Annotated in this window: 21 protein-coding genes; 12 read left to right on the forward strand and 9 right to left on the reverse strand. The window is 71.7% G+C overall.

Going from position 1 to position 25813, the window contains the following annotated elements; all coding sequences use genetic code 11:
• Positions 1-45: 45 nt before the first annotated feature.
• From gcvH to ALMP_RS41730, 5 genes are all read left to right on the forward strand, one after another.
• The gene (gcvH, locus tag ALMP_RS41710; RefSeq protein ID WP_264937250.1) at positions 46-423 is read left to right on the forward strand and encodes a glycine cleavage system protein GcvH; all 378 of its coding nucleotides are present in this window, start codon (positions 46-48) and stop codon (positions 421-423) included.
• A 9-nt stretch (positions 424-432) separates the two neighbouring features.
• Positions 433-1695, forward strand: a complete 1263-nt coding sequence (glyA, locus tag ALMP_RS41715) for a serine hydroxymethyltransferase (protein WP_264937251.1) — start codon at positions 433-435, stop codon at positions 1693-1695.
• 69 nt (positions 1696-1764) lie between these two features.
• Positions 1765-3132, forward strand: a complete 1368-nt coding sequence (locus ALMP_RS41720) for an L-serine ammonia-lyase (protein WP_264937252.1) — start codon at positions 1765-1767, stop codon at positions 3130-3132.
• Between the two features lie 105 nt (positions 3133-3237).
• Positions 3238-3795, forward strand: coding sequence for a glycoside hydrolase family 25 protein (locus tag ALMP_RS41725; protein ID WP_264937253.1), 558 nt, complete (start codon positions 3238-3240; stop codon positions 3793-3795).
• A 31-nt stretch (positions 3796-3826) separates the two neighbouring features.
• A complete protein-coding gene (locus ALMP_RS41730; protein ID WP_264937254.1) occupies positions 3827-4369 on the forward strand; it encodes an MOSC domain-containing protein in 543 nt (180 codons plus the stop codon).
• Between the two features lie 22 nt (positions 4370-4391).
• On the opposite strand, the gene ALMP_RS41735 is transcribed toward ALMP_RS41730, so the two are convergent.
• The 3 genes from ALMP_RS41735 to ALMP_RS41745 form a co-directional block, all read right to left on the reverse strand.
• Positions 4392-5054 (reverse strand): NADPH-dependent F420 reductase, encoded by a 663-nt coding sequence (locus ALMP_RS41735; protein ID WP_264937271.1) that lies wholly within the window; start codon positions 5052-5054, stop codon positions 4392-4394.
• 306 nt (positions 5055-5360) lie between these two features.
• Positions 5361-5573, reverse strand: coding sequence for an EF-hand domain-containing protein (locus ALMP_RS41740; RefSeq protein ID WP_264937255.1), 213 nt, complete (start codon positions 5571-5573; stop codon positions 5361-5363).
• 42 nt (positions 5574-5615) lie between these two features.
• On the reverse strand, positions 5616-6530 hold the full coding sequence (locus ALMP_RS41745; RefSeq protein ID WP_264937256.1) for a MerR family transcriptional regulator: 915 nt from the start codon (positions 6528-6530) through the stop codon (positions 5616-5618).
• A gap of 56 nt (positions 6531-6586) precedes the next feature.
• Between ALMP_RS41745 and ALMP_RS41750 the strand changes: the two genes are divergently transcribed.
• Positions 6587-7219 (forward strand): GNAT family N-acetyltransferase, encoded by a 633-nt coding sequence (locus ALMP_RS41750; RefSeq protein WP_264937272.1) that lies wholly within the window; start codon positions 6587-6589, stop codon positions 7217-7219.
• Positions 7220-7231: 12 nt separating this feature from the next.
• Here ALMP_RS41750 and ALMP_RS41755 read toward each other — a convergent pair whose 3' ends face one another.
• The 5 genes from ALMP_RS41755 to ALMP_RS41775 form a co-directional block, all read right to left on the reverse strand.
• A complete protein-coding gene (locus ALMP_RS41755) occupies positions 7232-8407 on the reverse strand; it encodes a YncE family protein (RefSeq protein WP_264937257.1) in 1176 nt (391 codons plus the stop codon).
• Between the two features lie 143 nt (positions 8408-8550).
• The gene (locus ALMP_RS41760) at positions 8551-9054 is read right to left on the reverse strand and encodes an ATP-binding protein (RefSeq protein ID WP_264937258.1); all 504 of its coding nucleotides are present in this window, start codon (positions 9052-9054) and stop codon (positions 8551-8553) included.
• Between the two features lie 414 nt (positions 9055-9468).
• Complete coding sequence (locus ALMP_RS41765) at positions 9469-10236, reverse strand: enoyl-CoA hydratase/isomerase family protein (RefSeq protein WP_264937259.1); 768 nt, start codon at positions 10234-10236, stop codon at positions 9469-9471.
• A gap of 80 nt (positions 10237-10316) precedes the next feature.
• On the reverse strand, positions 10317-11570 hold the full coding sequence (locus ALMP_RS41770) for an Ig-like domain-containing protein (protein ID WP_375803619.1): 1254 nt from the start codon (positions 11568-11570) through the stop codon (positions 10317-10319).
• A 156-nt stretch (positions 11571-11726) separates the two neighbouring features.
• Positions 11727-12974, reverse strand: a complete 1248-nt coding sequence (locus ALMP_RS41775; protein ID WP_264937261.1) for an Ig-like domain-containing protein — start codon at positions 12972-12974, stop codon at positions 11727-11729.
• A gap of 153 nt (positions 12975-13127) precedes the next feature.
• On the opposite strand from ALMP_RS41775, the gene glgX reads away from it, so the two are divergent.
• The 4 genes from glgX (at position 13128) to ALMP_RS41795 (ending at position 20154) form a co-directional block, all read left to right on the forward strand.
• Positions 13128-15365: a glycogen debranching protein GlgX gene (gene glgX, locus ALMP_RS41780; RefSeq protein WP_264937262.1), complete on the forward strand. Its 2238-nt coding sequence runs from the start codon at positions 13128-13130 to the stop codon at positions 15363-15365.
• Positions 15366-15644: 279 nt separating this feature from the next.
• Positions 15645-17693, forward strand: coding sequence for a M4 family metallopeptidase (locus ALMP_RS41785; RefSeq protein WP_264937263.1), 2049 nt, complete (start codon positions 15645-15647; stop codon positions 17691-17693).
• 213 nt (positions 17694-17906) lie between these two features.
• Positions 17907-19565, forward strand: a complete 1659-nt coding sequence (locus ALMP_RS41790) for a M4 family metallopeptidase (protein WP_264937264.1) — start codon at positions 17907-17909, stop codon at positions 19563-19565.
• Positions 19566-19635: 70 nt separating this feature from the next.
• Complete coding sequence (locus ALMP_RS41795; protein ID WP_264937265.1) at positions 19636-20154, forward strand: DUF1990 domain-containing protein; 519 nt, start codon at positions 19636-19638, stop codon at positions 20152-20154.
• A gap of 88 nt (positions 20155-20242) precedes the next feature.
• Here ALMP_RS41795 and ALMP_RS41800 read toward each other — a convergent pair whose 3' ends face one another.
• Positions 20243-22861, reverse strand: a complete 2619-nt coding sequence (locus ALMP_RS41800; protein ID WP_264937266.1) for a glycosyltransferase family 1 protein — start codon at positions 22859-22861, stop codon at positions 20243-20245.
• Positions 22862-23148: 287 nt separating this feature from the next.
• Here ALMP_RS41800 and ALMP_RS41805 point away from each other — a divergent pair, with 287 nt between their 5' ends.
• Together ALMP_RS41805 and ALMP_RS41810 are read left to right on the forward strand one after the other, a co-directional pair.
• Positions 23149-24366: a S8 family peptidase gene (locus ALMP_RS41805; protein ID WP_264937267.1), complete on the forward strand. Its 1218-nt coding sequence runs from the start codon at positions 23149-23151 to the stop codon at positions 24364-24366.
• A 294-nt stretch (positions 24367-24660) separates the two neighbouring features.
• Positions 24661-25813, forward strand: a 1153-nt coding sequence (locus ALMP_RS41810; protein WP_264937268.1) for a maltotransferase domain-containing protein, incomplete at its 3' end; no start/stop codon positions are given.

Here is a 25813-nt window from a genome sequence, read left to right on the forward strand (position 1 = left end):
TCCCCCATTCATCAGCACTCCCCCGCGTACAGGAGAATTCAGGCCATGAGCAACCCCCAGCAGCTGCGCTACAGCAAGGAGCACGAGTGGCTGTCGGCCGCCGAGGACGGCGTCGCGACGGTCGGCATCACGGAGCACGCGGCCAACGCGCTCGGTGATGTCGTCTTCGTGCAGCTCCCGGAGGTCGGCGCCTCGGTGACCGCGGGCGAGACCTGCGGCGAGCTGGAGTCGACCAAGTCGGTCAGCGACCTGTACTCCCCGGTGACCGGCGAGGTCACCGAGGTCAACGAGGACGTCGTGAACGACCCGTCGCTGGTGAACTCCGCCCCCTTCGAGGGCGGCTGGCTGTTCAAGGTACGCGTCGCGGAGGAGCCGGCCGACCTGCTCTCCGCCGACGAGTACACCGACTTCTCCGCCGGCTGAGGACCGTAGATGACTCTTCTGAACACGCCCCTGCACGAGCTCGACCCGGAGATCGCCGCCGCGGTCGACGCCGAGCTGCGCCGCCAGCAGTCCACGCTGGAGATGATCGCCTCGGAGAACTTCGCTCCGCTCGCGGTCATGGAGGCGCAGGGCTCGGTCCTGACCAACAAGTACGCCGAGGGCTACCCGGGCCGCCGCTACTACGGCGGCTGCGAGCACGTCGACGTGGCCGAGCAGATCGCGATCGACCGGATCAAGGAGCTGTTCGGCGCCGAATACGCCAACGTCCAGCCGCACTCGGGCGCCTCCGCCAACCAGGCCGCCCTGTTCGCGCTGGCCCAGCCCGGCGACACGATCCTCGGCCTGGACCTGGCGCACGGCGGTCACCTGACCCACGGCATGCGGCTGAACTTCTCCGGCAAGCAGTTCGACGTGGTCGCCTACCACGTGGACGACGCCGGCCTGGTCGACATGGCCGAGGTCGAGCGGCTCGCCAAGGAGCACCGCCCGAAGGTGATCATCGCGGGCTGGTCGGCGTACCCGCGGCAGCTGGACTTCGCCGAGTTCCGCCGGATCGCCGACGAGGTCGAGGCGTACCTGTGGGTGGACATGGCGCACTTCGCCGGTCTGGTCGCGGCGGGCCTGCACCCGAACCCCGTGGAGTACGCCGACGTCGTCACCTCCACCACCCACAAGACGCTGGGCGGTCCCCGCGGCGGCATCATCCTCGCGCGGAAGGAGTTCGCGAAGAAGCTGAACTCGTCCGTCTTCCCGGGCTTCCAGGGCGGGCCGCTGGAGCATGTGATCGCGGCGAAGGCGGTCTCCTTCAAGGTCGCGGCCTCGGAGGAGTTCAAGGAGCGCCAGCGGCGCACGGTCGAGGGCGCGCGGATCCTCGCCGAGCGGCTGACCGCGCCCGACGCCCGCGAGGCCGGTGTCAACGTGCTGTCCGGCGGCACCGACGTGCACCTGATCCTGGTCGACCTGCGCGCGTCCGAGCTGGACGGGCAGCAGGCCGAGGACCGGCTCCACGAGGTCGGCATCACGGTCAACCGCAACGCCGTCCCGAACGACCCGCGCCCGCCGATGGTCACCTCCGGTCTGCGGATCGGCACCCCGGCCCTGGCCACCCGCGGCTTCACGGCCGAGGACTTCGCCGAGGTCGCGGACGTGATCGCCGAGACGCTGAAGCCGTCGTACGACGCGAAGGCGCTGAAGGCCCGGGTGACCGCCCTGGCGGACAAGCACCCGCTGTACCCCGGCCTGAACAAGTAAGTCCCCCGGCGGGGCACCCGGGCCGGTACCGGCCGGGGTGCCCCGCCCCCCGCATGGAGGAGTACGACCGTGGCCATCTCGGTCTTCGACCTGTTCTCGATCGGCATCGGCCCGTCCAGCTCCCACACGGTCGGCCCGATGCGCGCGGCGCGGATGTTCGCGCGGCGGCTGCGCAACGAGGGCCTGCTGGGCTCCGTGGCCCAGGTGCGGTCCGAGCTGTACGGCTCGCTCGGCGCCACCGGCCACGGCCACGGCACCCCCAAGGCGGTCCTGCTGGGCCTGGAGGGCGACTCACCGCGCACGGTGGACGTCGAGAGCGCCGACGAGCGGGTGGAGGCGATCAAGGCCGCGGGCCGCATCCGCCTCCTCGGCGAGCGGGAGATCCCGTTCGACTTCGACGCGGACCTGGTCCTGCACCGCCGTAAGGCCCTGCCGTACCACGCGAACGGCATGACGCTGTGGGCGTACGACGCCGCCGGGGCGGAGCTGCTGTCGAAGACGTACTACTCGGTGGGCGGCGGCTTCGTCGTCGACGAGGACGCGGTCGGCGCGGACCGCATCAAGCTGGACGACACCGTCCTGAAGTACCCCTTCCGCACCGGCGACGAGCTGCTGCGCCTGACGAAGGAGACCGGCCTGTCGATCTCCTCGCTGATGCTGGAGAACGAGCGCTCCTGGCGCACCGAGGAGGAGATCCGCGCCGGCCTGCTGGAGATCTGGCAGGTGATGCGGGCGTGCGTGGCGCGCGGCATGTCCCGTGAGGGCATCCTGCCGGGCGGGCTGCGGGTACGCCGCCGCGCCGCCATGACGGCCCGGCAGCTGCGGGCGGAGGGCGACCCGCTGGCCCACTCCATGGAGTGGATCACCCTGTACGCGATGGCGGTGAACGAGGAGAACGCGGCCGGCGGCCGGGTCGTCACGGCCCCCACCAACGGCGCGGCGGGCATCATCCCCGCGGTCCTGCACTACTACGTGAACTTCGTCCCCGGCGCCGACGAGGACGGCGTGGTCCGCTTCCTGCTGGCCGCCGGCGCGATCGGCATGCTCTTCAAGGAGAACGCCTCCATCTCCGGCGCCGAGGTCGGCTGCCAGGGCGAGGTCGGCTCGGCCTGCTCGATGGCGGCGGGCGCGCTCGCGGAGGTCCTCGGCGGATCCCCCGAGCAGGTGGAGAACGCGGCCGAGATCGGCATGGAGCACAACCTCGGCCTCACCTGCGACCCCGTCGGCGGACTCGTCCAGATCCCCTGCATCGAACGCAACGGCATGGCCGCGGTCAAGGCGGTCACCGCCGCCCGGATGGCGATGCGCGGCGACGGCTCCCACAAGGTGTCCCTGGACAAGGTCATCAAGACGATGAAGGACACCGGCGCGGACATGTCCGTCAAGTACAAGGAGACGGCGCGTGGAGGCTTGGCGGTGAACATCATCGAGTGCTGAGCTTCCCATGACCGGGGCGGAACAGGAAGATGACGTTCCGCCCGGGTCGGGGCGGGGCATATCACCATCCCCTTCCCTGCACCGGCACTTCCGGGGGTCGTCTCCATGCTCCACGGCATCGACGTCAGCGCCCACCAGTCCGCCACCTACGACACCGACGGCCTCGCCTTCGTCTTCATCAAGGCGACGGAGGGCCGTACGTACGTGAATCCGAAGCTCGCGGCCCAGACGAAACACGCCCGTGAGGCCGGTCTGACCGTCGGTTTCTACCACTTCCTGTGGCCGGGGAACCTCACCGCCCAGGCGGAGTACTTCGTCGGCAAGGCCCCGGAGCGGGCGGGCGACATCCTCGCCGTCGACTGGGAGACCACGGGCGCGGGGACGCACGCGAGCAACGCGGAGAAGGACCGCTTCCTGCGGGAGGTGAAGGCGCTGCGGCCGCGCCACCGGGTCGTCCTCTACTGCAACCGGCACTTCTGGCTGAACGTCGACACCACCTCCTACGCCGGTGACGGCCTGTGGATCGCCGACTACGTCACCGCGGGGCGGCCCCGGATCCAGGCGAGATGGCGCTTCCACCAGTACACCGACGACCCGCTCGACCGGAACGTGGCGGACTTCCCGAGCAGGGCGGCGCTGCTGGAGTGGGCGACAATGGAGTGAATATCCGCAGGAGGAGAGGGGAGCTTCTCGAATGGGTGGGACCATCGCCGCCGTGAGCAGCAACGGCACGTACTCGTTCACCAAGCCCACCCGCGACAGCGTCACGCTGATCAAGGGGCTCGGGGTGGAGGGCGACGTGCACGCCGGGACGACCGTGAAGCACCGGTCCCGGGTGAAGCGGGATCCCTCGCAGCCGAACCTGCGTCAGGTGCACCTCATCCACGAGGAGTTGTTCGCCGAGGTGCGCGAGGCCGGCTTCGAGGTGGCGGCCGGGCAGCTCGGGGAGAACGTGACGACCCGGGGGGTCGACCTGCTGGGGCTGCCGGCCGGGACGCGGCTGCTGCTGGGGGACGAGGCCGTCGTCGAGGTGACCGGGCTGCGGAACCCGTGCGCGCAGATCGACGGGTTCCGCAAGGGGTTGCTGAAGGAGGTCGTCGGACGGGACGCCAACGGCAGCCCGGTCTTCCGGGCCGGGATCATGGGCGTCGTCGTCCAGGGGGGTGTCGTGCGGCCCGGGGACCCGGTCGAGGTCGAACTGCCGGACGGACCGCACGTCCCCCTGGAGATCGTCTGATCCGGACGCCCTCCCGGGCCCCTCAGCCGCGGAAGTCGGGCGTGCGCTCCCGGCTCGCCTTGGCCAGTGCCTCGGTCACCTCGGCGGCGCCGGCGCGCAGGCCGTACACGGGGGTGTCGGGCTGCTGGCGCCATGAGTCGTCGATGCCGCCGGCGTCGACCGTGTCGAAGCCCAGTTCGTCGATGAGGGCCCGCACCTTCGCCTTGGCCGCCTCGTCGTCCCCGGCGACCGGCAGGGCCATGCGGTCGGGGGCGCCGGCCGGGCGGGGGCGGTCGAGTATGTCCTCGGCGTAGGTGCCGTTGAAGGCCTTGATCACGGGGTGGCCGAGGTGGCGTTCCGTCCAGCGGCTCTCGGTGAGGCCGTCGTCCTCGATCTCCGCGATCCGGCCGTCGCGCTGGCGGGGGTAGTAGTTGTTGGTGTCGATGACCGCCACGCCCTCGGCCGCCCCCTCCAGCAGGTTGGGGGGCAGGTCCGGGACCGCCTTGAGCGGGACCGTCACGACCACGACCTCCGCGCCGCGCGCCGCCTGTGTGGCCTCGACCGGCGTGGCGCCCGTCTCCGCGGCCAGCTCCGTGAGGGTGTGCGGGCCGCGGGAGTTGGCGACGGCGACCTCGTGACCGAGGGCGGTGAGCCGCCGGGTGAGGTTGCCGCCGATGTTGCCCGCGCCGATGATGCCGATCTTCATGACTGGCCTTTCCGCGATCGCCTGGGGCACGCACACATTCCATGCATGTGCATGCTTCTTGGTGGGCTCAACCCCGGGCGCCGGCGCGCTATTCCGCAGCGCCTCGTGCGTCGCGTCGGCGGTGTTCGGGTCGTCCTCGCGCAGCGAGGTGAGCGCGAGGAGGTCGACCAGGCCCTGCCGCAGAACCGGCACGAACTCCGCGAAGAGATCGGCGAGCACGGGTTCTGGGCGGCGGCGACCACGGCCGCGTGGAAGAAGGGGGGCGCCCGGTTCGGGCGCCCCCCTTCTACCGCGTCGCGCACCGCGTCACTTGTTCAGGTGCGACCAGAACTCGTCGAACGACAGCAGCTTGTCGCCGTTCAGGTCACGGCTGCTGATGATGGCCTCGGCGACCGACTCGGTGACGTTCCAGTCGCCCGCCTGGGCGAGCGCGGTCTTGAACTCGGCCGCGGTGATGAAGCCGTCACCGTCCGAGTCGATCCGCTGGAACTCCTTGCGCGCTTCTTCGATGTCCGCCACCGATCCGCCCCTTTTCGTCGTGCCTTGCTGTCGCAGGTCAGATTAACGGTCCGGGTGAGCGCGCAGTGCGGCGACCACCCATGCGAACTCCTCCTCGTACGACGGCTGGCGGTCGAGACCGTTCACGACGGCCGACAGCTCGCGGTAGCGGGCGACCCGCGCGGTCGAGGCCGCCGTCAGCCGCAGGAGGACGGCGGCGCGGTCGGCCTCGCCGAGCAGGCCGCGCAGCACGGTGTCCGCCTCGGGGGCGTCGGGGGCGACGTCCGCGGCGAGCGCCTCCCCGGCGAGCCGGACCAGGCGGCTCATGAACCACAGGGAGGTGCCGGGCGGGTCGTCCGGTCCGCGGTCGGCGGTGTTGAACTCGACCATCTGGCGCATCAGCGCCCGGAACTCCGGGTCCTGGATCAGCTCGGCCAGCTCCACCCAGGCGTCGACCTGTTCGGGGGTGGGGTCGTCGGGCAGCCGCGCCGTCATGAAGCGCAGCCGGGTGCGGACGTCGGGGTCGGCCGTGTCCAGGCCGTCGAAGATCTCGGTCATGAAGTCCTCGACGATGCGCCGGCGCTCGGCCGCCGACAGTCGGGCCAGTCTGTTCATCAGGGTCATCTCCTCGGTGGTGGAGCCGCGTCGCGCCACGGTCGACAGCACCGCACGGGTCACTTTCAGGGAGCGGATCTGCGCGTCCAGCGCCGCCACGTGCGCGGCGGCGACCTCCGCGACGGTCGTCTCCCCCGCGAGCACCCGGCGCACGTCGCCCAGGCCGAGGCCCAGTTCGCGCAGGGTGCGGATCAGTTCCAGGCGGGCGGCGGACTCGGCGTCGTACAGGCGGTAGCCGCCCGCCGAGCGGGCCACGGGGGTAAGGACGCCTTCGTCGGACCAGTAGCGGATGGTGCGCACGGTGAGGCCGGTGGCCCGTGCCAGCTCGCCGATGGTGCGGAGCCCGGTGCCGTCGTCGATCATGTGTGTGAGTCTGGACCCTCCAGTGGGTGGAGACTCAAGGAGCGGGGGCGAGCGCGGTGGAGACCTTGCGGGACGTTCTGGACGCGGCGGCGCGGGGCGTGTTCCCGCCGGCGGACGGCCGTACGACCGTCGTCCCGCAGGCCGGTCCGCGCGACGCCGGCGTCCTGTCCTTCACGGCGCACTCGGTGGTCTTCACGGACGAGGACCCCGAGTGGGTGCACGAGACACTGCGCGCCGTGGACTGCGACGCGCTGGCGGCCACCCTGAACGCCCGGTTCCTGACCGCCTTCATGGACCGCACCGGCCGTCGGACGGACACGGTCGACGCCCTCGTGGTCGGCTCCCCGCTGCCGGGCGGGCCGCCCCTGTCCCTGACGGAGATCGAGGACCCGGACCATCCGAGGGTGGCCGGTTCGCGTAGACGGCGCGACGACGTGCGGGTCTGGGCCGTGGACGGCGGTGTGCTGGTCCTGGGGCGCGGGGTGGCGGGCCGGCTGGAGGTCGCGGTGGAGGTCGACGACGCCGTACGGCACCGGGGGCTGGGGCGGGCCCTGGTCACGGCGGCCCGGCACCTCGCCGGGGAACCGGTGTGGGCCCAGATCTCGCCGGGGAACGCCCGCAGCGTACGGGCGTTCCAGGCGGCGGGGTACCGGCCGGTGGGGGCGGAGGCACTGCTCACGCGCCGCTAGCGGGGTCCGGCGTCAGCGGAAGACGCCGGTGTGGCCGAGCGAGTAGCGGCCCGGCTGCGGGTAGACGGCGAGGCCGTGCGGGCCGCTGCCGACGGGGATGCGGGCGAGCTGTGCGCCGGTGCGGGTGTCGATGGCGTACACCTCGGAGTCGTACCGTCCGGACAGCCACAGGACCTTGCCGTCGGCGGAGACGCCGCCCATGTCGGGGCTGCCGCCGTCGGGCAGGTGCCATTTCTTGGTCAGCTTGTTCTTGGCGAAGTCGAACACGGAGACCGAGCCCTCGCCCCGGTTGGAGACGTACATCTCGCGGGAGTCGCGGCTGACGTAGAGGCCGTGGCAGCCCTTGCCGGTGGGCAGGAGGGTGGGCTCGGCGAAGGTGTCGCCGTCCAGGACCCACATGCCGTGGGCCATCATGTCCGCGATGTAGAACCGCTTGCCGTCGGGGGAGAGCTTGACGTCCTGCGGCATGGCGCCGTCGAGCGGCAGTTTCCGCTGGCCCACGACCTCCATCTTCTCCGTGTCGACCTTGAGCAGTTCACCGCTGAACTCGCAGGAGACGATGAAGTACCGGCCGTCCATGGAGAAGTCGGCGTGGTTGACGCCGTAGCAGGTGACCGGTTCGGTCTTGATCCTCTTCAGGGTGTGCGGGTCGCGGAAGACCAGCTCGCGATCGAGCGAGGCCATCACGACGGCGTACTTGCCGTGGGGCGTGAAGTAGAGGTTGTACGGGTCGTGCACCTCCACCTCCTTGCCCGCCTTGCCGGTCCTCGGGTCGATGGGGGTGAGGGTGTGGCCGCGGTTGTTGTTGACCCAGAGGGTCTTCAGGTCCCAGGAGGGAACGACGTGCTGGGGCTGGCGGCCGACGGGGATGGTCTCGATGACCCGGTACGTCTTCGGGTCGATGACGGAGACGGTGTCGGACTCGGTGTTGGGGACGTAGACCCGGGACGGGAAGCCCTTGACGACCGGGGAGAGACGGCCCGGCCGGTCGGCGGCGTAGACGTCCTCGGGGTCGAGGACGGGCGGCATGCCGGGCAGGCCCGGGGGCGTCTGCCTCTTCTTCACCGGGGTGGGGGCGGGGGCCTTGGTGGGCCGGCCCGTGCCGCTCCCGGGGTCGGTGCCGCAGGCGGCGAGGACGGCGAGGGCGGCGCCGGCGAGCAGGGCGCATTTCACAAGGGTGCGGTGCATCGGCTGAGCAGCTCCGTGGCGGTGACCGCGCGCGGTCGGCGGCGGTGGAACAGGGGCGTGAGCGGACCGCACCATTTAAGAGCCCAGCAGCGACAAAACGGGCTATTCACCCGTTGGCATCGAGGAAGGCGTCGAGGGCGGACTCAGCGGTCCGCCACCCGCATCTCGAACCAGGTCGTCTTGCCGCGGGGCAGGAGGTCGACCCCCCAGCGGTCGGCCAGTTTGTCGACGAGGAACAGGCCGCGGCCGCTGGTGTCCAGTTCCTGGACCGGCATCAGACAGGGCAGGCCGCGGGAGGGGTCGCGGACCTCGACACGGATCCAGCCGCGGCGGCGGCGCAGGCGGAGGCCGAAGGCGCGGGCTCCGGTGTGGCGGACGGCGTTGCCGACGAGTTCCGAGACGAGCAGGACGGCGTCCTCGGTCATCTTGGGGGTGAGTTGCCAGTGGCGCAGGACGACGACCTGGGTGAGTCGACGGGCGACGGCCGCGGACTCGGGGCGGGACGGAAGCCGGACCTCCTTCTCCGCCGGGTTGCCGAACAACTCCACTGCCTTGAGCGCTTGTTCGTCCTCGACCGCGGGCGACCAGCGTGCCGCGGCCGCACGCCCGTGCCCTCGCGGCTGTTCGATACCCTCCAGCCCCGCCATGCCCCCCATCATGGCCGCCCGGGACCGCCCCTGTGGCCGTTCCGGGGGAATACGCCCCCCGTATGCCACCGTCCCGCCGGTTGCGAAAAGCATATGCCCCGGGCAGTTCGGAGCCCGGCGGAACCCCGCCGACCTGGTACGACGACACGCCCGGAGGCGGTCGGCGGGCTCCCTCGGCGAGGCGGTCCAGGTCGCCTCGGGGTCCCGGTGAACCGCCCCATCGAGCGAACCGAAATCAGACAACCTGTCAATTGCAAGTGGATCCGCAGAATTCGCCGGAACCGGGGAAGGCACTGACCCTGCGGGGCGCGCCGGCTTCGCGAGGCACGCCGCATCCGCGAGACGCGTGGGGTCCGCGAGACGCGTGGGATCCGCCGGATCCCCGGCGGGCGTGGAGTTCGGGAGGCAGAGGACTCAGAGGAACTTCGCCTTGCCCGGCCCCTCCTCGACGAAGCTGCGCATGCCGATCTCGCGGTCGGCGGTCGCGAACAGACCCGCGAACCAGTTGCGTTCGACGGCCAGCCCGGTGTCGATGTCCGTCTCCAGACCGGTGTCGATGGCCTCCTTCGCCGCGCGCAGCGCGATCGCCGGCCCCTGCGCCAGCTTCGCCGCCCACGCGTGCGCCTCGGCGTACACGTCGGCGGCCGGCACGACCCGGTCCACCAGGCCCATGGTCAGCGCCTCGTCCGCCTTCACCATCCGGCCGGTGAAGATGAGGTCCTTGGCCTTGGACGGCCCGACCAGGCGGGACAGACGCTGGGTGCCGCCCGCGCCCGGGATCAGGCCGAGCAGGATCTCCGGCTGGCCCAGCTTCGCGTTCTCGGCCGCGATCCGGAAGTCGGCGCACAGCGCCAACTCGCAGCCGCCGCCCAGCGCGTAGCCGGTCACGGCCGCCACCACCGGCTTGGGGATGCGGGCCACCGCGGTGAAGGAGTCCTGAAGGGCGCGGGCGCGCAGGATCATCGCCGTGTGGTCCATGGCCTGCATCTCCTTGATGTCCGCGCCCGCCGCGAACACCTTCTCGCCGCCGTAGACCACCACGGCCCGGACGTCGTCGCGGCGTCCGGCCTCCTCGGCCAGCTCCTTGAGCCGGTCCTGGGTGGCGACGTCCAGCGCGTTCATGGGCGGGCGGTCCAGGCGCAGGGTGCCGACGCCCTCGGAGACTTCGAGATTCACGGTCATGCCAGCAGGTTAACGGGCACTAACGACATCGGGCCCGGTGCCGTCCGTCACAGACAGCACCGGGCCCGCCGCCGGAGGTGTTACTTCGTCCACTCCGCCCACGGCATGTTCCAGCCGTTGTAGCCGTTGTCCGGGTCGACGATCCGGTCGTTGGAGTTCTTCACGACGACCACGTCGCCGACCATCGAGTTGTTGAAGAACCACGCGGCCGGCACACCGCTGTCGTAGCCGCCGCGCACATCGCGCAGGCCGATGCAGCCGTGGCTGGCGTTGTAGTTGCCGAAGGCGTCACCGCCCCAGTAGTTGCCGTGCAGGAAGGTGCCGGAGGTGGTCAGGCGCATGGCGTGCGGCACGTCCTTGATGTCGTACTCGCCGCCGTAGCCGACCGTCTCGCCGTTCATCCGGGTCACGGTCAGCTTCTCGCTGATGACCATCTGGCCGTTCCAGGTCTCCATGCCGGGCTTGCCGGTGGTGACCGGAATGGTCTTGACGACCTTGCCGTCCCGCGTGACCTGCATCTTGAGCTTCTTGACGTCCACGACGGAGACCTGGTTGCGGCCGATGGTGAAGGACACGGTCTTCGACTGCTCGCCGTAGACGCCCTCGCGGCCCTCGACGCCGTCGAGGTTCAGCTTGACGGTGACCTTGGTGCCGGACTTCCAGTACTTCTCCGGGCGGAAGTCGAGGCGGTCGTTGCCGAACCAGTGGCCCTGGACGTCGACGGCCGGCTCGGTCTTGATGCTGATGGCCTTCTCGACCGCGTCCGGGTTGGTGATGCCCCGGGTGAAGCGGACGGAGAACGGCATGCCGACGCCGACCGTGGTGCCGTCCTCCGGCGTGAACTCGCCGATGAAGGTGTTCTCCGGCGTCAGCGTGGTGAAGCTCGAGTCCTCGGCGGCCGTACGGCCCTCGGAGTCCTTGGCGACCGCGTGCACCTGGTAGGTGGTGGCTGCGGCCAGATGGGTGGCCGGCGTCCAGCCGGCGCCGTCCGCGGAGATCGCGCCCGGGACCGCCGTGCCCTTGGAGTCCTTGACCACGACCTCGGTCAGCTTGCCCTTGGCGGCGGTGACCTTGAGGACGCCGCTGGTCTCGACGGACTTCGCGCCGTCCTTCGGGGCGATGCTGACGACCGCCTCCGACTGCCCGCTCGCGGCGGTGGTGGAGGCCCCCTTGTCCTTGCCCTTGCCCTCGGATCCGGTGCCCGCGCCCTTGTCGCCGCCCCCGGCGCAGGCCGTGACGGCCAGCAGCAGCCCTCCGGTTATCAGTGCCAACCGCTTGCTGCGGCCGCGTGAGCGCCCCCCAACCGACGCCCCCGGTATCGGTCGCATGTTCACTTTTCCTTCTCCCCTCCCCCGGACCTTCCGGCCCGCGCGCAGGCGCGTCTCCGCTGCGCTGCGCGCATATTAACCACAAGGTCAACAGCGTCGGGGACCCCGGAATGTCACTGTTCAGTCCCAACTTCGACCTTGGGAGGAAAGGGTCGCTTCACGTCACTCCAGCGCGCTGCCCGCCGTCCACTCCCGCCAGCTCATGTTCCAGCCGCCGAGGCCGTTGTCGTAGGCGACCTGCTTGTCGTTGCTGTTGACGACCTCGATGACGTCCCCGATCAGGCTGCGGTCGAAGAACCAGCCCGCGGGCGTGTCCGCGCCGCCGCCCTTGATGTCGCGCAGGCCCACACAGCCGTGGCTGACGTTGGTCCGGCCGAACACGGACGCGGGCGCCCAGTAGTTGCCGTGCAGGAAGGTGCCGGAGGCGGTCAGGCGCATGGCGTGCGGCACGTCGGGGATGTCGTACTCGCCCTTGCCGTCCGCCTTCTTGAAGCCGACCGTGGCGCCGTTCATGCGGGTGAGCTCCAGCATCTCGGTCACCACCATCTTCCCGTTGTAGGTGGTGGTCCCGGGCGCCCCCGCCGTGATGGGCACGGTGGTGAGCAGCTCGCCGTCGCGCCGCACCTCCATGGTGTGCCGGGCGGCGTCGACGAGGGAGACCTGGTGGCGGCCGACGGTGAAGGAGAACGTCTTGTGCTGGATGCCGTAGACACCGGGCGCGCCCTCGACGTCGCGCAGGCGCAGGGCGACGGTGACCCGGGTGCCGGGTCTCCAGTAGCGCTGGGGGCGGAAGTCCAGGCGGGCATCGCCGAACCAGTGCGGGCGGACCTCGACGGCGGGCTCCGCGGTGACCTGGACGGCGCGTTCGACGGCGGCGCGGTCGTCGATCTCCCGGTTGAACGCCAGTGAGACGATCATGCCGGTGCCGACGGTGGCGCGGTTCTCGGGGCTGACGTATCCGATGAAGCGTTTCTCGGGGACAAAGGTGGTGAAAGTGGTGTGGCGGGCCGAGCGGCGGCCGTCGCCGTCGACGGCGACCGCGTCGACCGTGTAGCGGGCGGCGAGCGCGAGCCGGGTGTCGTGCGGCCGCCAGCTCAGGCCGTCCGCGGAGATCCGGCCCTCCACCTCCTTCTCCTGCGCGTCCTGCGAGGTGACGACCCGTACCGACGCCAGCCGTCCGGCGGGCACCCACACCCGCAGCGCGGTCCCGGGGCGCACGTCCCGGGCGCCGTCCCGCGGCGTGACGTGGATGACGTCCTCGGCCGCCGGGGGTTTGTCGAGCACCCGGTCGAGCCCGGCGCGGCCGTGGTCCCCGGTGCAGCCGGCGGCCCCGGCCAGCAGTCCTGCCCATGTCAGTACGGCGGCCAGCGCGGCCCCCGCGCGCCGTGCGCGCCCAGTTACGTGCCTCACGCCGTGTCCAACGAGCGGGCACGCCACGGGGAAACGTGAGTGCGAGGCACGCTCTGGGCAGAAAAGGGGGGAGAACGACGCAACGGGGAGCCGCGGCAGGGACGCCGTACGCCCTGGGCCGCCGTCGTTCCACGAGCCGCGGGAGGCGCAACGGTGTCCAGCGCAGCCGAGCAGGAGGCGGTGGCGGAGCGCACGAGCGCGTCCGCCGTCGTGAACGGGGCACGGCGCAGGACGCCCGGCGTGCCCGTGTGGCCGGGCGCGTCCACGCCGCTCGGGGCCCGGTTCCGGGTCGGGCCGGACGGCGTCGCCGGGACCAACTTCGCGTTGTGGGCGGGCGGGGCGGAAGCGGTCGAGCTGTGTCTGTTCGACGAGCACGGCCGGGAGACCCGGGCCCGGCTGACCGAGCTGACGCACGAGATCTGGCACGGCTTCGTGCCCGGTGTGATGCCCGGTCAGCGCTACGGCTACCGGGTGCACGGCCGCTGGGACCCGTGGACCGGGGGCCGCTGGAACCCGGCGAAGCTGCTCCTGGACCCCTACGCGCGCGCGGTGGACGGCGACTTCGGCTCCTTCGGACTGCCTCCCGAGGTGTACGGGCACGTCCGGGACTGGCCCCAGCAGCACGTCGCGGACACCGTGCGCGACGAACGGGACTCGGCGCCGTACGTCCCGAAGGGCGTCGTCGTCCACGACGACGACGACTGGGCCGACGACCGCCGGCCGAAGACACCGTGGGCGGACTCCGTCATCTACGAGCTGCATGTGCGCGGCTTCACCCGGCTGCACCCCGGAATCCCGGAGGAACTGCGCGGCACGTACGCCGGCCTGGCGCATCCGGCGGCGATCGAGCACCTGGTGAAGCTGGGCGTGACGGCGGTGGAGCTGCTGCCCGTCCACCAGTTCGCGCACGAGGACCACCTGCTGCGCCGGGGCCTGAGGAACTACTGGGGGTACAACTCCATCGGCTACTTCGCCCCGCACGCCGCCTACGCCTCCTCCGGCACGACCGGGCAGCAGGTCGGCGAGTTCAAGCGGATGGTGCGGGCGCTGCACGCGGCGGGCATCGAGGTCATCCTCGACGTGGTCTACAACCACACGGCGGAGGCGGGCGAGCTGGGGCCGACGCTGTCCCTGAAGGGCATCGACAACCGGGGGTACTACCGGTTGCAGTCCGACGCCCGCCGGTACGCCGACTACACGGGCTGCGGCAACACCCTGCACGTGGTGCAGCCGCACGTACTGCGGCTGATCACCGACTCGCTGCGCTACTGGGTGACGGAGATGGGCGTCGACGGCTTCCGCTTCGACCTGGCGGCGGCGCTGGCCCGCTCGATGCACGATGTCGACATGCTCTCGCCGTTCCTCGCGGTCATCGCGCAGGACCCGGTGCTGCGCCGGGTGAAGCTGATCGCCGAGCCGTGGGACGTGGGGTCGGGCGGCTACCAGGTGGGTGCCTTCCCGCCCCTGTGGACGGAGTGGAACGACCGCTACCGCAACGCCGTGCGGGACTTCTGGCGGCACGCGCTGCCCGATGTACGGGAGATGGGCTACCGGCTGTCCGGGTCCAGCGACCTGTACGCCTGGGGCGGGCGCCGGCCGTACGCGTCGGTCAACTTCGTCACCGCGCACGACGGGTTCACCCTCCGGGACCTGGTGTCGTACGAGCACAAGCACAACGAGGCCAACGGCGAGGGCAACCGGGACGGCACCGACGACAACCGGGCCTGGAACTGCGGCGCCGAGGGCGAGACGGACGACGAGCGGGTACGGGCCCTGCGGCGCCGGCAGCTGCGGAACCTGCTGACCACGCTGCTGCTGTCGACGGGTGTGCCGATGCTGGTCGCGGGCGACGAGCTGGGGCGCACCCAGGGCGGCAACAACAACGCCTACTGCCAGGACAACGAGGTCAGCTGGCTGGACTGGGGGCTGCTCCAGGACCCGGGCTGGAAGGCGCTGTTCGACCTGACGTCCCGGCTGATCGCGCTGCGCCACCGGCATCCGGTGCTGCGGCGGCGGGCGTTCTTCTCGGGCGCCGCGCACTCGGCGGACGGACTGCGGGACCTGGCCTGGTTCACGGCGCGCGGCACGGAGATGACCGAGGGCGACTGGTACGCGCCCGCCGCCGCGCTCGGGATGTACCTGTCGGGGCGGGACATCCCGGGCCGGGACGAGCGGGGCGCGCCGGTCGTCGACGACAGCTTTCTCGCCGTCCTGCACGCCGGGGACCGGCCGGTGAGCTTCGTGCTGCCGGGTCCGCCGTGGGCTGAGCGGTACGAGGTGGTCGTCGACACCTCGCGGGAGGAGCAGGCGGATCCGCCGGGCGTCACCCACCGGGCGGGGACGGCGGTGACGGTGCCGGCCCGGGCGGTGCTGCTGCTGAAGGTGGGCTGAGCCGGCGCCGGCGTCCTTGGCCTGGGAGGCACACCCCCGCCCGGCACCCGACGGGTCCGTATATCGAACATGAACTCCCGGACAACGGACCGTTTCCGGCCAACTTCCTGACGCGCCCCTGACAGAAAGCGCCACCGCCTGCCACTCTTCCCTCTGCTACTTCACAGCAACCCCACAGCGCCACCGTTCTGCGTACCGCCCTTGTCGTGCCCGGACGGGCCCACCCGCCCGCCGGTCTCCCCAGGCCGCGCACACCGCGGCCGCGCAGAAGGAGTCAGTGTGAGCAGCAGTCCCTCTCGCAGACGCACCTCCCACACCCCGTACCGCAGAGCCGCGGCCGCCGCCCTCGTCGGCGTCTCCGCGCTCCTCGCCGCCGCCGTGCAGTCCGGCGCCGCGACGGCCGCCCCGGAGAAGGCACCGCGGGCGGCCGGTCAGGTGATCCCGGGCTCGGAGTCGGTCCGGCTCTCCCCCGCCCAGCGCGCCGAGCTGATACGCGAGGCGAACGCCGACAAGGCCCGGACGGCCAAGGAGCTGGGCCTGGGCGCCAAGGAGGCGCTCGTCGTCCGTGACGTCGTCAAGGACGCGGACGGCACGGTGCACACCCGCTACGAGCGCACCTACGCCGGTCTGCCCGTCCTCGGCGGCGACCTGGTCGTCGAGAGCACCCCGGCCGGCGCGACGGAGTCCGTCGTCAAGGCCACCCGCGCCGCGATCGCGCCGGCCACCACCACGGCGGAGCTGCCCGCCGCCAAGGCGAAGGCGCAGGCGCTGGCCGCCGCGAAGGCGGAGGAGGCCAAGAGCCCCGTCGTCAACCGCGAGCCGCGCAAGGTGATCTGGGCGGCGAACGGCACGCCGACGGTGGCGTACGAGACGGTCGTGGGCGGGTTCCAGCACGACGGCACGCCGCAGGAGCTGCACGTCGTCACCGACGCCACGACGGGCGCGAAGCTGTACGAGTGGGAGGCCGTCGAGACCGGCACCGGCAACACGGTGTACAGCGGTCAGGTCCCGCTCACCACCACGCAGTCCGGGTCGACGTACAACCTGACCGACGGCGCGCGCGGCAACCACAAGACGTACAACCTCAACCGGGGCACCTCCGGCACCGGCACGCTCTTCTCGGGCGCCGACGACATCTGGGGCAACGGCAGCCCGTCCAACCTGGAGTCGGCCGCCGCCGACGCCCACTACGGCGCCGCGCTGACCTGGGACTACTACAAGAACGTGCACGGCCGCAGCGGCATCCGCGGCGACGGCGTGGGCGCGTACTCCCGCGTCCACTACGGCAACAACTACGTCAACGCGTTCTGGCAGGACAGCTGCTTCTGCATGACGTACGGCGACGGGTCGGGCAACGCCAACCCGCTGACGTCGATCGACGTGGCCGCCCACGAGATGACGCACGGCCTCACCTCCAACACGGCCGGCCTCAACTACAGCGGCGAGTCCGGCGGTCTGAACGAGGCGACGTCCGACATCTTCGGCGCGACCGTCGAGTTCTACGCCAACAACACCTCCGACGTCGGTGACTACCTCATCGGCGAGGAGATCAACATCAACGGCGACGGCACCCCGCTGCGCTACATGGACAAGCCCAGCAAGGACGGCTCGTCGAAGGACAACTGGTACTCCGGCATCGGCTCGATCGACGTGCACTACTCGTCCGGCCCCGCCAACCACTTCTTCTACCTGCTGAGCGAGGGCAGCGGCACCAAGACCATCAACGGTGTCACCTACGACTCGCCCACCGCGGACGGCCTCCCGGTCACCGGCATCGGCCGCGACAAGGCGGAGAAGATCTGGTTCCGCGCGCTGACCACGAAGTTCACCTCGACCACCAACTACGCGGCCGCCCGCACCGGCACCCTCGCGGCGGCCGGTGAGCTGTACGGCACGACGAGCCCCGAGTACGCGGCGGTGGCGCACGCCTGGGCGGGCATCGCGGTCGGCGCGCGTCCCGGCGACGGCGGCGGCGGTGGCACGTCCTTCGAGAACACGGCCGACGTGGCGATCCCGGACAACGGAGCGGCGGTGAACTCGTCGATCACCGTCTCCGGCCGCACCGGCAACGCGCCGTCGAACCTGGCGGTGGCGGTGGACATCGTCCACACCTACATCGGTGACCTCCGTGTCCAGCTGATCGCCCCCGACGGCACGGCGTACACGCTGAAGGGGTACGGCACCGGTGGCAGCACGGACAACCTCAACACCACGTACACGGTGAACGCCTCCTCCGAGGTCGCCAACGGCGTCTGGCAGCTGAGGGTCCAGGACAACGCGGCCCGGGACACGGGCTACATCAACAGCTGGAAGCTGACCTTCCCGTAGGTCGCCCGGCAGTCCAGGTCTTCCGACAAGGCGTCGCCCCGGCGGGTCATCTCCCGCCGGGGCGGCGCTCGTTCACGTTGCCGTGAGTTCACCTGACGGTCGACTTTCGGCCAACATCACCGATCACTCCTGACATGTACGCGTCTTAAGTGTCAGTCTTCCTCCACCCGCCGCACCAGCACCACAGCACCTTCCCCACACCAAGGAGCTCGTGTGACCCCCTTCTACGCGCGTCACAAGCGCACCACTCTGGCCATCGCGACCGCCGTCGCCGCCGGAGCCCTCCTCACCGCCGGCATGACCACCGGCGCCTCCGCCCAGAACGACCCGGCCCCCGCCAAGGCCGCGGCCGACGCCGTCCCGGTCGCCCTGACCCCGGCCGCCCGCACCGCCCTGCTCAAGGAGGCGGAGGCCACCGCGGCCGACACGGCGGACGCGATAGGCCTGGGCGCCCAGGAGAAGCTCGTCGTCCGCGACGTCATCAAGGACGCCGACGGCTCGACCCACACCCGCTACGAGCGGACGTACGCCGGACTCCCCGTCCTCGGCGGCGACCTGGTCGTCCACGAGTCGGCGTCCGGCGCGACGGAGGGCGTCACCAAGGCCACGAAGGCCGACGTCGCGGTCACCGACCTCACCGCGGACGTCACCCAGGCCGCGGCCGAGAAGCAGGCCCTGAAGGCCGCACAGGCGGAGGGCTCCACCAAGTCCGCGGCCGACAAGGCCCCGCGCAAGGTCGTCTGGGCGGCGAACGGCAAGCCGACCCTCGCGTACGAGACCGTCGTCGGCGGTTTCCAGCACGACGGCACCCCGCAGGAACTGCACGTCGTCACCGACGCGCAGACCGGCGCGAAGCTGTACGAGTGGGAGGCCATCCAGACCGGAACGGGCCACAGCCAGTACAACGGCACCGTGACGATCGGCACCGCGAAGTCCGGCTCGACCTACCAGCTCAACGACGCCTCGCGCGGCGCCCACAAGACGTACAACAAGGCCCGCTCCACGTCCTCCTCGGCGGGCACGCTCTTCACCGACGCGGACGACGTCTGGGGCACCGGCACCGTGACCAGCTCCTCCACCGACCAGAACGCCGCGGTGGACGCCCACTACGGCGCCCAGGTCACCTGGGACTTCTACAAGAACGTCCTGGGCCGCAACGGCATCAAGAACAACGGCGTCGCCGCCTACTCCCGCGTCCACTACGGCAACGCGTACGTCAACGCCTTCTGGTCCGACAGCTGCTTCTGCATGACGTACGGCGACGGCGACGGCAACGTCAAGCCGCTGACGTCGCTGGACGTGGCGGGCCACGAGATGACCCACGGCCTCACCTCGAACACGGCCGGCCTCAACTACTCCGGTGAGTCGGGCGGCCTCAACGAGGCCACGTCGGACATCCTCGGCACGGCGGTGGAGTTCTACGCGGCCAACTCCAAGGACCCGGGCGACTACCTCATCGGTGAGAAGGTCGACATCCGGGGCAACGGCACCCCGCTGCGCTACATGGACCAGCCGAGCAAGGACGGCAGCTCGGCGAACTACTGGTCGTCGAGCCTGGGCGGCATGGACGTCCACTACTCCTCCGGCCCGGCGAACCACTTCTTCTACCTGCTGTCGGAGGGCAGCGGCGCGAAGACGATCAACGGGGTCTCGTACAACTCGCCGACCTCCAACGGCTCCACGATCACGGGCATCGGCCGCGACAAGGCCGTCCAGATCTGGTACAAGGCGCTGACCACGTACATGACGTCGACCACGAACTACAAGGGCGCGCGCACCGCGACCCTGAACGCGGCGCGTGACCTGTACGGCTCCGGCAGCACCGAGTACAACGCGGTGGCGGCGACCTGGTCGGCGGTCAACGTCACCTGATCCCCAGGCACCAGCACGGGCGGCACCCGGGACGAAGGCATCCCCGGGTGCCGCCCTACGCTTGGGCCCCATGCCTTCCCAGGACTTCACGTACGACGACGTCGGCGCGACACGCGACCGGCCCGGCTTCTGCCCGCCCGGCTTCCACCCGCTGCACGTGCGCACGCGCCTGGGCGAGGGCGAGGACGTCTTCCGCCGCGCCGCCGAAGCCGTCCTCACCTGGGAGATGCACCGCGCCCTGGGTGTGGGCATATCCGCCACCGCCGACCGCGCGGCCCCCGGCGTCGACGTCACCGTCACCCTCGCCGGCCTGATCAAGGCCCCCTGCCGCATCATCTGGACGACGGAGGAACGCCGCCGCGCCGGCTGGGCCTACGGCACGCTCCACGGCCACCCGGAGTGCGGCGAGGAGGCCTTCGTCGTGGACCGCACCGGCGACGGAACGGTCTGGCTGACCGTCTCCGCCTTCAGCCGCCCCGCCAAGTGGTACGCCCGCGCGGGCGGCCCGGCCACCCGCGGCCTGCAACAGGCGTACGCGCGCCGGTGCGGGGTGGTGCTGCGCGGGTTGTCCACACAGGGCGACGGGTAGCCCGCCGGGTGCACGGTAGGAGGACGGTTCCCCGTACGCCGCGGCCGTGCCGGGCGGCGGACCCGGCACGGCCGCGAGCGCGTCCCGCTCACCGCATCAGCACTCCCGCCCCCTCCGCCAGCTCCTCCGAGGGCCCGGCGACCAGGCCCAGTTCCGCGCCCGACGCGAGCAGGGGGTGGCTGGGCAGGATGCGGACCGTGTAGCCGTAGGGGCCGGTGCGGTCCAGGGACAGCGGGCCCTCGTAGGCCCAGCGGCCCTCCAGGTCGGGGCCGCCCACCGGTTTGAGCGGGACCGTCGACGCGTCCGTGATGCGGTCCTCCGCGTCGACGCGGCCGGAGACCGCCTGCACCTCGACGTCGTCGGGGGCGAGGTCGCCGAGGCGGACCCGGACCCGCAGCGAGAGCGTCGTACCGAGCTCGGCGGTCGGCGCGGCCGCCGAGGTCTCGACGTGGTCGACGGCGACCCCCCGCCAGGCGGTGCGCACCCGCGCCTTCCAGACGGCGAGGTCACGGGCGGAGTCCGGGTCCATCGCGCGATGGGCCAGGGCGGCGGGAGTGTAGAGCCGTTCGACGTACTCGCGGACCATGCGCCCCGCCAGCACCTTCGGGCCGAGCAGGGTGAGGGTCTGCCGGACCATCTCGATCCAGCGGTCGGGCAGGCCCTGCTGGCCGCGCTCGTAGAAACGCGGGGTGACGCGCTGCTCCAGCAGGTCGTACAGCGCCGCCGCCTCGATGGCGTCGCGGCGGTCCGGGTCCGTGCCCGCGCCGTCCGCGGTGGGGATCGCCCAGCCGAAGTCGGGCTGGAACCACTCGTCCCACCAGCCGTCCAGCACGGAGAGGTTGAGGCAGCCGTTGAGCGCCGCCTTCATACCGGACGTGCCGCACGCCTCCAGCGGGCGCAGCGGGTTGTTCAGCCAGATGTCGCAGCCCGGGTAGAGCTTCTGCGCCATCGCCATGCCGTAGTCGGGGAGGAAGACGATCCGGTGACGCACGCGCGGGTCGTCGGCGAAGCGGACCAGCTCCTGGACGAGCCGCTTGCCGCCGTCGTCCGCCGGGTGCGCCTTGCCGGCCACCACGATCTGGATCGGACGTTCGGGGTGCAGCAGCAGCTCCATCAGCCGGTCCCGGTCCCGCAGCATCAGCGTCAGCCGCTTGTACGACGGGACGCGGCGCGCGAATCCGATGGTGAGGACGTCGGGGTCCAGCACACCGTCGATCCAGCCCAGCTCGGCCGTCCCCGCGCCCCGCTGCCGCCAGGAGGCCCGCAGCCGGTCCCGCACCTCCAGCACCAGCTGTTCGCGCAGGTCCCGGCGGAGGTCCCAGATGTCCTGGTCGGGGATGTCCGCCACGGAGTCCCAGCGGTCGTCGCCGCCGACGCTCAGCGCGTCCTCGGCGCGCTGGGGGCCGATCCGGCGGGCGCCGAGCCGCAGCACCTCGGGCGCGACCCAGGTCGGGGCGTGGACCCCGTTGGTGACGGAGGTGATCGGCACCTCGTCGGCGTCGAAGCCGGGCCACAGACCGGCGAACATCTGCCGGCTGACCTGCCCGTGCAGCAGCGACACCCCGTTGGCGCGCTGGGCCAGGCGCAGGCCCATCACAGCCATGTTGAAGAGGTTGGGCTCGCCGTTCGGGTAGGTCTCCATGCCCAGCCGCAGGACGCGTTCCACGTCGATGTGCGGGAGTTCGGCGTCGGGGCCGAAGTGCCGGGCCACCAGCTCCCGGTCGAAGCGGTCGATGCCGGCCGGTACCGGCGTGTGCGTGGTGAAGACCGTGCCGGCCCGGACCGCCTCCAGACCGGAGTCGAAGTCCAGCCCCTGAGCGCACAGTTCGGCGATCCGCTCCAGGCCGAGGAAGCCCGCGTGCCCCTCGTTGGTGTGGAACACCTCGGGCGGGGCGTGCCCGGTGAGACGGCAGTACGTCCGCACTGCCCGGACCCCCCCTATGCCGAGCAGCATCTCCTGGAGCAGCCGGTGCTCGCTGCCGCCGCCGTAGAGCCGGTCGGTCACCCCGCGTTCGCGCAGGTCGTTCTCCTCGACGTCGGAGTCGAGCATCAGCAGCGGCACCCGGCCGACCTGGGCCAGCCAGATCCGGGCGTGCAGCTGCCGGCCGCCGGGCAGGGCGAGGGAGACCTGTGCGGGGCTGCCGTCGTCCTCCTTCAGCAGGGTCACCGGCAACTCGTTGGGATCGAGGACGGGATAGTGCTCCTGCTGCCAGCCGTCCCGGGACAGCGACTGGCGGAAGTAGCCGTGCCGGTACAGCAGGCCCACCCCGATGAGCGGCACCCCCAGGTCGCTGGCGGCCTTGAGATGGTCGCCGGCGAGGATGCCGAGGCCCCCGGAGTACTGGGGCAGCGCGGCGGTGATGCCGAATTCCGGGGAGAAGTAGGCGACGGCGGACGGGAGTTCGGCCGTCTGCGTCTGGTACCAGCGGTCGCCGGTCAGGTAGTCGTGCAGATCGTCGGCGACCGCGGTCAGCCGGCGCAGGAAGCGGCGGTCCTCGGCCAGCTCGGCCAGGCGCTCGGGGCGCAGGCTGCCGAGGAGCCGTACCGGGTCGCCGCCCGAGGCTGCCCACTGCCCCGGATCGACGGACTGGAGGAGGTCACGGGTTTCCGCATGCCATGACCAGCGCAGATTGCGGGCCAGGTCGCTGAGTGGCCGGAGGGGTTCGGGAAGAAGGGGTCGGACGGTGAATCGACGGATCGCCTTCACATTCCACCTCGGCGTGCTGTGAGGAACAAGGCGCACGGCGCTGTGCGTCTTCGTCTTCTAAGACGGTACCGGCGCCGGAGCGGACCTCGCTGTGGACTTCGACCCGACTCGCTGGGGATTTCGATCTGAACCGTACGACCCCGTGGTCCCTGTATGGCCGATTCCACCCCCGTAGGCCACCTTGTGGCGCTTCGGCCCGCACGAGAGGCTGCGAGGGGCGTACCCGGCACGGCCGCACCGACGCGGCACGGCCGTCGTGCGCCGAGTCGAGGAGGGGAACTCGAGCCATGGCACGGACGCGTAGACGGCGTCTGCGCCGGGCGGGGGGTCTGGCCGCGGCCGCCACGGCCGTGGCGCTGTCGGCCGTCACCCTGCCCGCGCACGCCGCACCGGAGGGGACGATACGTGGCGCCGGCGGACCCGGATCCGTCGGCGGCAGCTACCTGGTGACGCTCAAGGAGGGGGTGCGGGCCCCGTCGGCCGCCGGGCGGGCCCTGGCCGCGCGGTACGGGACGAGAATCAGCCACACCTACGGCACGGTCCTCAACGGCTTCGCCGTCCACGCGAGCGAGAGACAGGCCCGGCGCCTGGCGGCGGACCCGGGCGTCGCCTCGGTCGTGCAGGACACCCGTGTCACGCTCGACCGGAACCCCGCGGTCACCACCCGGGCCGACCCGCCGTCCTGGGGCCTGGACCGGATCGACCAGGCCGGCCTGCCGCTGGACGGCGCGTACTCCGCGCCGAGGTCCGCGGGCGCCGGGGTGACGGTGTACGTCATCGACACCGGTGTGCGCACCACGCACCGGGACTTCGGCGGCCGGGCGTCCCACGGCTGGGACTTCGTCGACGGCGACCGCACCGCCACGGACGGCAACGGCCACGGCACCCATGTCGCGGCCACCGTCGCGGGCACGGTTCTCGGCGTCGCCAAGAAGGCCAAGGTGGTCTCCGTCCGCGTCCTCGACGACGCCGGGGCGAGCACCACCGCACGGGTCGTCGCGGGCATCGACTGGGTCACCCGCAACGCCCGCAAGCCGGCGGTCGCCAACCTCAGCCTGGGCGGCCGCTACAACGCCCAACTGGACGCCGCCGTCCGCGCCTCGGTCCGCTCCGGCGTCACCTACACGGTGGCCGCCGGGAACGAGGGCCGCTCGGCCGCCCTCGGCTCCCCGGCCGGCGTCCGCGAGGCCGTCACCGTCGGCGCGACCGACCGCGGGGACGCGAAGTCGGCGTCCTCCAACCACGGTTCCGCGCTCGACCTGTTCGCCCCGGGCGTGTCGATCGTCTCGGCGTCCCACACCGGCGACACCGCACGCGTCGCCTACTCCGGTACGTCGATGGCGGCACCGCACGCGGCGGGCGCGGCCGCGCTGTACCTGGCCGCCCGTCCGAGGGCGACACCCGCCCAGGTCGAGCGGGCCCTTGTCTCGGGCGCGTCGAACGGCAAGGTCTCCGGCCGGGGGCCGGGTTCGCCGAACAAACTCCTGCGGGTGCCGCGGTCCTAGCGGCGGCTTCCGTCACCGGCCCCGTTCCCCGCGAACGGGGCCGGACTTGTACGCAGACATACGCGTGAGTAGTTAGCAAAGTGTCGGATTGCTCACCCGAAAAGGGTGGGAAGGCTCCTCCGGTACACACCCCAGGCACAACCCGAAGACGCTCACGGCACACCCGGGCACCACCGGGCCCGACCCGGCCCGCCCGGACGCCGCGCACGACCCCGGCACGCCCGGCAACTCCCCCGCAGGACCCACCTCCCCACATCCATCCGCCCACCCAAGTTGATGCGGACAGGAGCGGTCATGCCCGCCACGCACCACTCGTCAGCACCCCCGACATCCCCCCGCACCAAGCCCGGAAAGGGTTCTTCCGCGCGCCCCGCCGACGCCGGCCCGCCGGCCCCGGAGCGATCCTCCGCGGGTGCCGTGCCCGCCGTGGGGCGCATACCCGTCCTCGACGTCCGTCCGGTCGTCCAACACGGCCGCCGGCCCGCGAAGGCCGTCACCGGGGAGACGTTCCGGATCTCGGCCACGGTGTTCCGCGAGGGACACGACGCGGTCGCCGCGAACGTCGTCCTGCGCGACCCGGCCGGCCGGCCCGGCCCGTGGACACCGATGCGTGAACTCGCCCCCGGTACCGACCGCTGGGGCGCCGACGTCACCCCGGACACTCCGGGCCACTGGACGTACACGGTGGAGGCCTGGAGCGACCCGGTCGGCACCTGGCGGCACCACGCCCACATCAAGATCCCCGCGGGGATCGACACGGAGCTGGTCCTGGAGGAGGGCGCCCGCCTGCACGAACGCGCGGCGGCCGGAGTGCCGCCCGAGGAGCCCGGCGGGCGGGACGTCCTGCTCGGCGCGGTCGACGCGCTGCGTGACGAGACCCGCCCGGCCGCCTCCCGCCTCGCGGCGGCGCTGACCCCGGAGGTGGACGAGGTCCTCGGCCGTCATCCGCTGCGCGAGCTGGTGACCGCCTCGGAGCCGCTGCCGCTGCTGGTGGAGCGCGAACGGGCCCTGTACGGCGCGTGGTACGAGTTCTTCCCGCGCTCGGAGGGCACGCCCGAGCGCCCGCACGGCACGTTCCGCACCGCCGCCCGCCGGCTGCCCGCGATCGCCGCGATGGGCTTCGACGTCGTCTACCTGCCGCCGATCCACCCCATCGGCACGACCTTCCGCAAGGGCCGCAACAACACGCTCACGCCCGGCCCGGACGACGTGGGCGTGCCCTGGGCGATCGGGTCGCCGGAGGGCGGGCACGACGCCGTCCACCCCGACCTGGGCACGCTCGACGACTTCGTCTGGTTCGTGGAGCAGGCGAGGGAACTGGGCCTGGAGATCGCCCTCGACTTCGCCCTCCAGTGCTCCCCGGACCATCCCTGGGTGCAGAAACACCCCGAGTGGTTCCACCACCGGCCGGACGGCACGATCGCCTACGCCGAGAACCCGCCGAAGA

Source organism: Streptomyces sp. A012304, from assembly GCF_026008495.1.
Taxonomy (GTDB): domain Bacteria; phylum Actinomycetota; class Actinomycetes; order Streptomycetales; family Streptomycetaceae; genus Streptomyces.